Annotated in this window: 13 protein-coding genes and 1 pseudogene; 5 read left to right on the top strand and 9 right to left on the bottom strand. The window is 58.2% G+C overall.

Translation table 11 applies throughout. The annotated features are described in order from the left end of the window. Positions 1–554: 554 nt before the first annotated feature. A complete protein-coding gene (locus tag JKG68_RS29000; protein WP_202065531.1) occupies positions 555–779 on the bottom strand; it encodes a hypothetical protein in 225 nt (74 codons plus the stop codon). Positions 780–1025: 246 nt separating this feature from the next. Next, complete coding sequence (locus JKG68_RS28995) at positions 1026–1202, bottom strand: hypothetical protein (RefSeq protein ID WP_202065529.1); 177 nt, start codon at positions 1200–1202, stop codon at positions 1026–1028. Between the two features lie 953 nt (positions 1203–2155). Here JKG68_RS28995 and JKG68_RS28990 point away from each other — a divergent pair. From JKG68_RS28990 to JKG68_RS28980, 3 genes are all read left to right on the top strand, one after another. Then, entirely contained in the window at positions 2156–2374 is a 219-nt protein-coding gene (locus JKG68_RS28990) for a hypothetical protein (protein ID WP_202065527.1), read from the top strand. Between the two features lie 171 nt (positions 2375–2545). Then, complete coding sequence (locus tag JKG68_RS28985; protein WP_202065525.1) at positions 2546–2719, top strand: cupin domain-containing protein; 174 nt, start codon at positions 2546–2548, stop codon at positions 2717–2719. A 205-nt stretch (positions 2720–2924) separates the two neighbouring features. Beyond that, the gene (locus JKG68_RS28980) at positions 2925–3212 is read left to right on the top strand and encodes a DUF3303 domain-containing protein (protein WP_202065523.1); all 288 of its coding nucleotides are present in this window, start codon (positions 2925–2927) and stop codon (positions 3210–3212) included. Between the two features lie 357 nt (positions 3213–3569). Here the strand turns inward: JKG68_RS28980 and JKG68_RS28975 are convergent, their stop codons facing one another. After that, positions 3570–3830, bottom strand: coding sequence for a hypothetical protein (locus tag JKG68_RS28975; RefSeq protein ID WP_202065522.1), 261 nt, complete (start codon positions 3828–3830; stop codon positions 3570–3572). 75 nt (positions 3831–3905) lie between these two features. Further along, on the bottom strand, positions 3906–4139 hold the full coding sequence (locus JKG68_RS28970) for a hypothetical protein (protein ID WP_202065520.1): 234 nt from the start codon (positions 4137–4139) through the stop codon (positions 3906–3908). Between the two features lie 187 nt (positions 4140–4326). Between JKG68_RS28970 and JKG68_RS28965 the strand changes: the two genes are divergently transcribed. Then, positions 4327–4521: a hypothetical protein gene (locus JKG68_RS28965; protein ID WP_202065518.1), complete on the top strand. Its 195-nt coding sequence runs from the start codon at positions 4327–4329 to the stop codon at positions 4519–4521. A gap of 544 nt (positions 4522–5065) precedes the next feature. Here JKG68_RS28965 and JKG68_RS28960 read toward each other — a convergent pair. The 3 genes from JKG68_RS28960 to JKG68_RS28950 form a co-directional block, all read right to left on the bottom strand. Further along, on the bottom strand, positions 5066–5545 hold the full coding sequence (locus JKG68_RS28960) for a response regulator (RefSeq protein WP_246516011.1): 480 nt from the start codon (positions 5543–5545) through the stop codon (positions 5066–5068). Positions 5546–6109: 564 nt separating this feature from the next. Further along, positions 6110–6367: a hypothetical protein gene (locus tag JKG68_RS28955; RefSeq protein WP_202065516.1), complete on the bottom strand. Its 258-nt coding sequence runs from the start codon at positions 6365–6367 to the stop codon at positions 6110–6112. Positions 6368–6623: 256 nt separating this feature from the next. Continuing rightward, on the bottom strand, positions 6624–6896 hold the full coding sequence (locus JKG68_RS28950) for a DUF2312 domain-containing protein (protein ID WP_202065514.1): 273 nt from the start codon (positions 6894–6896) through the stop codon (positions 6624–6626). A gap of 228 nt (positions 6897–7124) precedes the next feature. On the opposite strand from JKG68_RS28950, the gene JKG68_RS28945 reads away from it, so the two are divergent. Further along, positions 7125–7499 (top strand): hypothetical protein, encoded by a 375-nt coding sequence (locus JKG68_RS28945; RefSeq protein ID WP_202065513.1) that lies wholly within the window; start codon positions 7125–7127, stop codon positions 7497–7499. Positions 7500–8212: 713 nt separating this feature from the next. Here JKG68_RS28945 and JKG68_RS34990 read toward each other — a convergent pair. Beyond that, positions 8213–8311: a helix-turn-helix domain-containing protein gene (locus JKG68_RS34990; protein WP_202065512.1), complete on the bottom strand. Its 99-nt coding sequence runs from the start codon at positions 8309–8311 to the stop codon at positions 8213–8215. Positions 8312–8983: 672 nt separating this feature from the next. Then, positions 8984–9703 (bottom strand): annotated as a pseudogene (locus JKG68_RS28935) (adenylate/guanylate cyclase domain-containing protein); the annotation flags it as partial.

Raw genomic sequence — 9703 nt, 5'->3', positions numbered from 1 at the left:
CGTATTGGTCACCACAAAGCGTTCCATGCTGGCGCTCCTCCGTGGGTCTGCCATCAAGCTTAACACTTTGGGTGTGCAGGTGCAGCACATCTGACGAGGTACAGCCGCCAGATTCCTCTCCCCCAACTGCTACGGGTTCCAGAAACGGTTGCCCGTGCCTTTGCATCCTTTCCTCAGAGTGCGGGGAAAGGGACCCGGTGCACCCCAGACATCTGATTCAAACATCAATGGCCTCGTTGCGAAGCTACGTGTAGACGTTTCATGCCTTGCAAGTTCCTATACGGCGACTGCGGGCAGGCGTTGTCCATCCCGGGCGGGGGGGTGTGCCCGAGAGCGTGAATGGCCGCCTGTGGCGTCTTATTCCTCACTAGCGGTGCAGCGCCGTGACTAACTTTGCCCCAATCTCGGTGCAGGCTGGGTGGCTAGGCTCCATACAAGCACCAACCGGAGCCAACAGACGAGGCTCGGCAGTTGATAGCCACGAGGCGGCTGATCCACGCAATCGCGGCTCTCTCAGGACTGGTGTTTGGTCTTTTTCTGAAGCAGCACGGATTTCAGGCGACCTGGAAGGCCCGACGAGCTCGTTCCCGGATCTCGTCCAGCCCGTCTTGCAGGGAATTGATCTGCCCCTCAATCGCTTCGAAGGATCTGCACCCCGGCGGGATGAGCAGGCGCCCATCTTCGCCCCTGGTGTAGCACAGGAGGGCTATCCTGACGCCTGCCGGGTCGTCTGGCGTTCCCGGCTTAATGTCCAGCTCAAAGGCTCCGAAGACGTGCATGGGCGTCTCTCCTTTATTTCTCGGTGAGTTATAGAGCACACTTGCACCCTGGCGCTAACAATAGGTTAGATATGGGATCGGGTATTCTCTGCCGAGGGCTCACGGTCGTGGTACACTGGACCATATGGGGAGGAGGCAGGCATGCGTGCAACCCGCCACAAACCTCATCTCATGTCACCGCACGACTGCCCGGCAGTCTTGCCCCCAGGTCTCCATGCAGCGGCCATCCTGGTGCTTGTCCTTCTGTCATCCCCTGTCAGCGCCCAACCACGGGATCCGCAACAAGCGGCTTTGGACGACTTCGTAGCCGCCCGAATGCTGACCAACAAATGCCCATTCTGGCAGATTGATCAGGCTGGGGCTCGCACGCGATTTGCAGAACTCAACCTTCAACCAACTGACTGGCAAGAAGGTGGACGTCATGCCAGTTTCTTCGATGAACGCTTGTCCTACTATGGCAGTCTTCTCTCCCGCATGCCTGAGACACGGGCCTGCGGGGCAGCAGAAGAGGCATTTGGGCCGAATGGACGGGTCAGGAAAGGCTGGATGAAGCGACAGTGATAGAGCATAGCCTCATCCCTGCCCTTGTCAGCGGTAGGCCGGGTGTGGTGTAGCAGCTTTATGAACAGTCAGTGCTAGCGTAGGCCCTCTTGAACTCTGCGGTGAGAGTTCTCTCGATCTCCCATGTCAGGGGTGTGGGATTGTCTTTGCTCCATGCTCGTTGCCCCTGCTGGATAAAGCGTTTGCGTGTGCGCTTGACCACGCCTGGCAGGTGCTGGGCCAAAGGTGTGAAGCTCCGGCGCAAATGAACCTCAGTCCTCTTCCGGGAGGGCATCGCCGCCTCCCTGGCCTCTGCAGCAGCAATGTCCTCCGGCGTTGGGTCGGGATGACGAGCCTGGGCCTCTTTCTCGATCTGGCGGAAGGCTCTGTGTTGCGCTTCATGCCAGGCTCTCAGGCCTGGAACATGTTCGAGCAGATACGCCTCTAAGGCTTCATCCTTGTCATCCTGCTCTCGCTTGATCCAAGGCACCCTCCTGCCCTGCGTTCCTGGGTTGCTTGTCATGCCGATGGTCTTTCTGGCTCGTGCCCGCTTGGCAGGGGCGTAATGCTTGTGTGGGTTAAGGGGTGGGCCTACCCTTGGGTGACGGTCTGCGTTCCCCTGCGTTCTCCGGAACACGTTAGCGGAAATCCCTTCCGATATGCCACCGGAAGGACGTTCCGGCTTAACCCTCTCTCGACGTTTCAGGCTTGGGCGCTGCCCTCCGGGTCGCCTGCCCTTCCAAGACGTCCCATACTCGGCGTGATGCAATCGAACAATGCGCGGGCGTGACGGACACTCAAAACTGGCTATGCTGCCTCAATCCTGGGAGGTTGGAATGTCCGAGCCCAAGCCGTGCCCCGTCTGTGGAGGAACCGAGTTCAGTGTCGGATTCGAGGAGACGGAACGCGGCGTGGCAGCCTTCCTTATATGTGATGCCTGTGACGAGGTCGACGGAACGCGCGGCCCTTTAGGGCAGCCTTGCGGCACTGATGTGGATGCAGAAAACGAGGCTATCCTCGCCTGGAACCGCTTCGTCGATAAACATAACGGCTAACCACGCCACTATGGGGAAGGCTTCACGCCGTCCTTGCTTCAGGACAGTTCAGTACTGGCGGTTATGTAAATCACGGGACTTCCTGCAGGTGCGAGGACACACGCTTTGTGGTGGACTTACGTCTCCTCTTAAGGAGGAGTGTGGCTATTCCTGGACAGAAAGAACGGGGAAATGATTCACACCCAGGCCGGGCAGGCCGTGATCGAGCCGGTCAACACCATCATCCGCGGCACCAACAAGGGGCAGACACCGGTGAAGATGGTAATCTTTCAGGTAAGCCCACCCGAGATGTCCGAGTCTCACCCAGCTCCGTCACAGTCGCAAAGCAGCAATGTCATTGAATAGAGGGCGGGATGTTCTCCTGCCCAGTGCTGTACAGCGTCTTACGCTCAAGCCGCAGGCGATCTTCCTGCTTTTTCTTGAGGACCACCCGTGCCAACGCCCACCTCCTTTTGCGCAAGATCCCTCCCAGTCAGAACGGTGTAAGATGCTCGGCCTCGGCGGTCCTCAGTCCGCCAAGAGGTGGAGCCGCCGAGAAATGGAGGCATCCATGTTGTTTGTTGTCATGGGCAAGCCAAAGGCCGCGAGCACAGGCAAGGAACGGATCGCCCGCCGTGTGAGCTGGGAGTACCCTGTGGGCATGCGGATGGTTGCAGAGTACTGGCCCATGTCCACCGAGGTGGCGGTGATTGCAGTCGCCGAGGCAGACAATGTCGCCTCGATCATGAAGGCGATCGTGGATTGGGATGATGTCTTTGACCTGACTGTCGTGCCAGCAATGACCGCCGAGCAAGGGCTCGAGATGGCGAAGCAGATGCAGGCTGGCCCCGCCGCCTGAGGCCTCGTAGAGGGCTTGCAGATGTTACCCTGGTGCGTCTTCGGCTCACGGGGACGCACCAGGGTCCACCTTGGTTTGCTGTTTCCCATAGAAGGGGCTGCTGCAAACTCGTGTCGCGGTACTCGCACTGTCGCTTCTCCCGGCGACCACCTCCAGAACCCCTCCAGCCTCCTGCTCGCAAGCAAAGACCTCTACCAGCTCCTGCCTGTTAGTCCCGATGCGGCCCAGTTGCGCAAAGGCGAATAGTCTCGAAGAGATCCCGCTCGATTATCAGGCTGTAGAAGCGCCGGATGCCCTGCTCGGGATTGGGTGGTGCTAGATGGAGAACACTTGTGGTCCTGCATGACAAGCGTGAGACTAGGCCTTGCCGGGCTTCTCGCCCGAGACCTCCAGCATCTTGATCATGGCAAATATCCACTCTCGCATCTTGTCTGCAAGCTCCAGAGCAGCAGCCTTTGCTGCTGGGTTGGCCTGATAGGTATCTGCGGAGCTTTGCCGAAAGTTCCTGATTTCAATTTCTATGAACGCTTCGCGGTCTATAGTAGGCAAGGCGAGTGCTCGCGTCGTGATCGTTTTAACAAGGTTCAGGAGCCGCCTCTGCTGAGTTTCTTTGTCCATTCCCACTTTCCGTTGCACATTTGGAGTTTTATAGAACGTTTCGGCTACGCCAATGGTCCCCTTGGGAGTCCTTGATCAGGCCCGAGAAATGCGCGGGAGCGGGCGCCAGCCAGCAATGTGCTGGTCGAAGTAGATGTGAGTGCCGTAGCGAGCTCCAAAGACACGCCAATAGCACCTTCGTGTCATGTCATTGGCTTCCCAGACGCCGACCGTCACGGGATAGGTGGGCGCAGCCTCCTCGTCCTCGATCCAGAGGATTACGGGTGTTCCGTCCCGTGGCGCCAGTCTGACAGGTAGCCAGTCCTGCATGATGGCTCTCTCCCCGCTCAAGGATCGAACGCCGTCCTACCCTCACCAGCCCCGTCTCTCCCCTGAAGGCCCTTCATGAGCCCGCACGGGGTGTCCGTTGGCCGCATATGCAGCAGCCCTCCCGTGAAGGTCGTACATGGTGTCACCCGCAGGTAACACTGAGCGTCGATCTGCGGGAACCGTGGACTTGGCAGTTGATCCCCTGCACCCATCGGCCCAGGTAGGCAGCAACATCAAACAAATTCATCTTCTGGGCATAACCGTGATCAAGCAACTGTTGCATTGGGCAGCGAAGCCCCATTCGTCAATCGATAAGGGTCTCATGGTTGCGGCTCTATCAGCAGCCAGCGTCGCCTTCTTCATCTGCGCACAGTTGCCATAAGGCTCCCCGTGTCGGCAGCATTAGGCACGCCTCGCTCCCCATCATCGCTGACGGGCTTTCTTGGGTGGATGCAATGCGTCTGCTCCGACGATGAAGCGGCAATGATCAAGATCGGTCCTGGGCTATGCGTCCAGGAAATCCGGCTGAGCGCGCGGGCCTATTGAGGTGCCTAGCTTGTGCCCTAGCTGGCGGGTCTGAGTGAGCTCAGGAGAGCAAACCAATGCGCATCTTAGCAGTCGCTACGGTAATTGGATTACTCGTCACCCCCCACTGGGCTGCGGCACAGGGGAAGAAGCCTCAGACGGGCACTCCAGAAGCTCCCACTTCAGGAACTGTTACGAGGCAAGAGAGCGAGGCACAGGCCGCAGAGCGTAGGAAGGCGGAAGAGCTGGCAAAGGCTCGCCAGCGCAGAGTGGACAGGCTTAGCAGAAGCATCTGCAGCGGCTGTTGAGAGCTGTCTCAGGCGACCTGAGGCCGCTCACGAGAAGTCTGAGACCGCCTTCTCTACCTGAGCGGTAGTATCCAGCATACGCGGCCTCGAGAATTAGTCTGGTGCCATGGCTTTCCGAAGAGCTTTGATCAGGGCTACCGAGCGAACCGGCTTGCGAAGGAAGATGGTATTCGGCGCCAGATTACCATGACCGGGATAGGCTTGGCCTGAGATCACCAGCACTCCTACCTCAGGCCAGCCCTGACGGACCAAACGCGCAAACTCGAAACCGTCAATCGACCCCGGCATATTGACGTCTGTAAGTACGATATTGATATCGGATCTGGACCGCAGCAGATCGAACGCTTCATCGGCGTCCTGTGCTTCCACAATCCAGAACTGGGCTTCCCGCAGCATGTCGACCAAGGTCTGGCGAACAAGAAAGTCATCCTCGACAAGGAGAACTACGGGCTGGTTGAGGATCCGACGAGGTGGCTTCATCGTGCGGAAACGAACCTTCGCCGATACAGTTCCGCCCGGTCCCAGCCGGTATGCCGCCCCCCCAAGGCACTGGAGGATGGGTTGCGCCGCCAACCTCTGAATTCATGCGTCAGCGGATCACGGCACGGCCACGCGTATGGTCCGCCTGACCCACAGCAGACCGCTCTGCCTAAGCAGCGGCATCGTCGGTGCTCTTGTTCCCACAAGATGGAAGCCTGCCTAGCCCAGCGCGCCGGCGCACAGCAGAAAGGTGGAACGCGATGTTTAGAAATACCGGACCTTTGGCTTGCGCTTTGGATCAATGAGGCTGCCTCGCATGCCGGCGCATGGCGTCCTTTCAGACCTCAGTCTCCGACCTTCGCCCCTGGATTGGCCCAGAAATCTGAGTTCTTCTGAGATCCCGGAGTTGGAACTGCCCGCGTCACTCTGGACCTTGGGACACCCCGACACACCATTGCCGGAGTGTCTCCTTATCTCTTCCCGGGGCGTCTGGCAGGTTTGGAATGACGTGTGAGGATCTGATCGCTCTGTATGGCCGCCTTGGGTTTGTGCTTGGGGTGATGGTGTTAGCCTTGGCGTTAGTGTCGGATTTCCCAATGAACCAAGCTGGCTGATGAAACCGTCTGAGGTGCATCGAGGGCGCTTTGTGCATGCCCGTCAGAGTGCCGAAGGATCTAAGGGTATAGACAGTAGGTCTGCAGCTTTCTCCAGCAGGGCTTGAAACGAAGGCTGATCCTTCTGCCCCACCACTACAGCGTAGAGCCTGAGGCTGGCGGCTGTTTGCTGGTCCTGCTCGCCTTGAGCGATCTTGGCCGCGGCTCGATCCAGCAGTTCAGCCCAGTCCTTCTCACCCTGACCCAGCAGCACTGCAGACCATAGGCTCAGTTCGCCAGAGAGCATCTTGGGATCAGGCATCAGCGCTCTTTTTTGACATGCGTGGCCTCTACCTGGGACAGCGGCCTAGTCCCTGGGTCGTTAGTCTCCGCAGATGGCTAGCACCGGGTAATTCAGGAACGCCTCAGCCGAATGAACCGGGCGGGGTTCTCAGCTGAGGCGCATGCGGTGCCGGTTGCAACACCGCCAGACGACTTTGAACCTTGCTGGGTAAAGATCTGGTTTCCAGCATTGCTCCGGCATGCCGCACCAGAAGTCAGGTACGGGTGAGTTGCCGTTATGCCGCTTGAGCCACAGGTGCCGAGCCCGCTTCGCCCATCGCCCGCATATAAACGTCGAGCAGGGTGTCATGCTCGTCACGCTCGTCTTGGTCCTGCTTGCGCAGCTTGATGATCTCTTTGAGCACCTTCACGTCGAAGCCTTCGCCTTTAGCCTCGCAGAAGATCTCCTTCTTGGCCTCAGTGAGTTCCTTTAGCTCGGTTTCGATCTGCTCGATGCGCTCCACAAACGAGCGGATCCGATCGCCCGCAATGCCCACTACATCACTCATGGTGTCTCCTTTGCCGTGCATGGACCGGCACTATCGAGCGGGAGAGTAAGCGCTGGGTTAATCCGGACAGCTGCAGTCGTACCTGACCGATCTCCAATGACCAGGCACCTCTGAGCCCTGGAAGTTCTCCTCAGACTTTCCCAAGGTCCTGTCCCTTGCCTCATAGATCGCGAATACATTTCCATGAGGGAGCGGCCGGTGTATCCTCATGGAGGCGGGAGAACGGTGATGACCGAACCTGGAACACCTCCGATCATCCTATGGGATACCCTCAAGCTCTCAGCCACACCCTTGCTGGGTCGCAGCGGTATTCTGGTGACTGCTCACGTGCAGGTTCGCAAGCAGGGGCACACTGGCTCGGACGAATACCGCATCAACTTCGAGATAAACCGGCACCATGGTCTGGTGTCCCATGACACCGAAGTTCTGGTCACGGCTGCTGGTGATGATGGTCCTCGCTGGCGGTATTCAGGCCGGCGCGACCTTGTTGTGGCAGTCAAAGATCGCTTCCTCACAACGCAGCTATACTCACACATGGCATGCCAACTGGGCTGGGTTCCTGACACAAGTGTGTCGCTGAATCATGCGCCTTTAGAACCATAAGGCACAGCCATCCGGAACATCGGCCATCGAGGATTGTTTGTCCAAGCCCTCACGTTCCTCTTCCTCCTGATCGTGGCGGTTCCCTCTGGTGAAGCCTTGAAGCCCTGGGCGCGTCTTGGGGCTTTCTTTTGCCTGAGCCTCACAGGAGGCCGGGCATCGACTGTGGAGGCATCACCGATAGGAGTGGTTGTTAGAGCTGTCATGTGTCCGGCTCGGGTAGATACCACCTAGCTTTGTATCGGACACTGGGTAGATGTAGTCAAACGTGCCGAGAAACGCCACAAGGGTGACAAGCACTGAGCCAATGGCGATAACCAGTAACGACAATCCATCCATGGTAAGCCCCTAATCCAAGTTTAATTGCCGCCCAAGGCAGATTGAGACTCTTGTCTCTTGGGCAGATTACTTCAATGTATCTGAGGAGGCACTCCGCTCGTGTTCGAGGAGCTTGTTGCGATCGTTGGAGGCCGAACAAGAAAGTCCTCAAGCCCGTCGATGTAGCAAAGCCAATCAGATGCGCTGGTGATGTGAAACAACTTACTCGTGCAATGGCGAGGCTTGTGGCTGCAAACCTTGGCAGTAAAAAGGCAAATGTCCGATTGATCCGCGTAAACGAAATCCTGCCTTGCGGAGCAGATGGGTGACGTTTTTGTCAGGTTCTAATGACTGAACGGCGAGTATGCCACTATGTGAGGCAAGCCGAAGTGTAACGGCTAGCGATACAACGGTTCCTCATCGTGAAGCCAATTCCGGTTGATCTCACGATAGAGGGTCGAAGGATGGCGGTTCAGACGTTCGGCGATAACCCGCATCGGGATCTAGGCGGAGCGCAGGAGGGGAACAGCTCACGGCGTCCGTGCAGGCTCGAGTGAGTGTGGGACGGTTTCATCCAGTATCCTTGTGCAAAGCCTTGTTGTGTAACTTTATTCGCACTTCAGAATAGAATCCACCAACCTAATATAACATTTCGCATAATATCTGTTTAGACAAGAAGTCGCCATTCGACGCGTACACAAGCTGGAGTCAGTCTGCGCCTTTCTTCGGGAAGCGGTAAGCTCGGAGCAAGCTGTGTTACAGGCAACATACGCCAAGATGAATGACCGCATTCCGTCCTGAAACGGACATGCGGCGTACGTCCTGGAAGTGCCATGAACGGACGTTCTTGGTTCACAAGTTCATTTCGCGAATGCCACAATGAAACGTGCCGCTCCTTGTGACTAGATCGCCGCTGCATCATTCCGGCATTCGGTAGCAAACGCCACCAGGCTTGAGGCACGCTTTCCAGCGTCTGGACGCCCTTGCTCGCGATGAGCCAATCACGGGGAGCGTTTCGGCGATAGCTGAAGCGACCTTCGTGTTGGCAACTTTGTCGGGGAGGCCACGAGATGGGCTTCCACGCAGCACAATTCCGAAAGTCGTCGCGACATGCTGCCAGGAACGCCCTCCACCAGTAAGCGATCGGTTCTCGAGGTCAATCCAACCCGTCAATCCAGGCCGGCACGGGCAAGTCCCTCGATCAGGCGCGCCCGATCCTCGGCGCTGACGAAAGAAGATGTTGCTCCGACCGCGTCCCGTGAGATGTCAGGGACGAGCGACTTGAGCCGTCCGAGCAAGTCCGTGGCAGCCTCCTGGTCGTCCAGAAGTCCGGCACAGGCCGTGCCGATGACCAGCGGAACCGCGTGGCCGGACCGCAACCGATGCGCCTCCCGTGCATAACTCAATCCAAGCTCGTAATTCGCGCCCTGGAAGTAAGCCATGGCGTAGTAGAACTGAAAGTCGCCGAGAAAAGCCTCGCGCGGGCTCAGTCTGAGGGCGTAGTCGATGCAAGGAATGGCGTCCGCCGCGCGGCCCCCGTTGGCATGCGCAAGTCCCAACTGGCCGTGTGCAAACGCGGAGTTGGGGTTGATCGCGACAGCCTGGCTGACCGCTGCCATCGCCAGGACATTGTCACGCGTCGCAAAGGCTATCATCGCCTGCGCAAGGTAAGCCCACGGTTCCTTATCGTCCGCGGCAATGGCTTGTTGGACGATGTCCCTGGCAAGGGCCAGGGCGTATCCCATGTCCTCCCAGCCCTGGAACGCGCGCCACATCGTAATCCAGCCTTTCATGGCGAGCGCCTGGGCATAATCGGGAGCCAGTCCGATTGCCCGATCGAGCAGGGGGAGCATCTTCCGGCTGCTCTCCTCAGACAACTGGGAACACAG

Source organism: Microvirga aerilata, assembly GCF_016743775.1.
GTDB lineage: Bacteria > Pseudomonadota > Alphaproteobacteria > Rhizobiales > Beijerinckiaceae > Microvirga > Microvirga aerilata.
Note: the sequence above shows the minus strand (reverse complement) of the source record. Positions and strands in the feature narration are given on the sequence as shown.

Coding starts and splice junctions, on each gene's coding strand:
- JKG68_RS28995 (WP_202065529.1), bottom strand. CDS start 1,202: ATGACGTCCACCTTCTTGCCAGTCAGTTGGTTGAAGGTTGAGTTCTGC.
- JKG68_RS28945 (WP_202065513.1), top strand. CDS start 7,125: ATGACCGAACCTGGAACACCTCCGATCATCCTATGGGATACCCTCAAG.
- JKG68_RS28975 (WP_202065522.1), bottom strand. CDS start 3,830: ATGGACAAAGAAACTCAGCAGAGGCGGCTCCTGAACCTTGTTAAAACG.
- JKG68_RS28980 (WP_202065523.1), top strand. CDS start 2,925: ATGTTGTTTGTTGTCATGGGCAAGCCAAAGGCCGCGAGCACAGGCAAG.
- JKG68_RS29000 (WP_202065531.1), bottom strand. CDS start 779: ATGCACGTCTTCGGAGCCTTTGAGCTGGACATTAAGCCGGGAACGCCA.
- JKG68_RS28955 (WP_202065516.1), bottom strand. CDS start 6,367: ATGCCTGATCCCAAGATGCTCTCTGGCGAACTGAGCCTATGGTCTGCA.
- JKG68_RS34990 (WP_202065512.1), bottom strand. CDS start 8,311: ATGCGGGTTATCGCCGAACGTCTGAACCGCCATCCTTCGACCCTCTAT.
- JKG68_RS28950 (WP_202065514.1), bottom strand. CDS start 6,896: ATGAGTGATGTAGTGGGCATTGCGGGCGATCGGATCCGCTCGTTTGTG.
- JKG68_RS28985 (WP_202065525.1), top strand. CDS start 2,546: ATGATTCACACCCAGGCCGGGCAGGCCGTGATCGAGCCGGTCAACACC.
- JKG68_RS28990 (WP_202065527.1), top strand. CDS start 2,156: ATGTCCGAGCCCAAGCCGTGCCCCGTCTGTGGAGGAACCGAGTTCAGT.
- JKG68_RS28970 (WP_202065520.1), bottom strand. CDS start 4,139: ATGCAGGACTGGCTACCTGTCAGACTGGCGCCACGGGACGGAACACCC.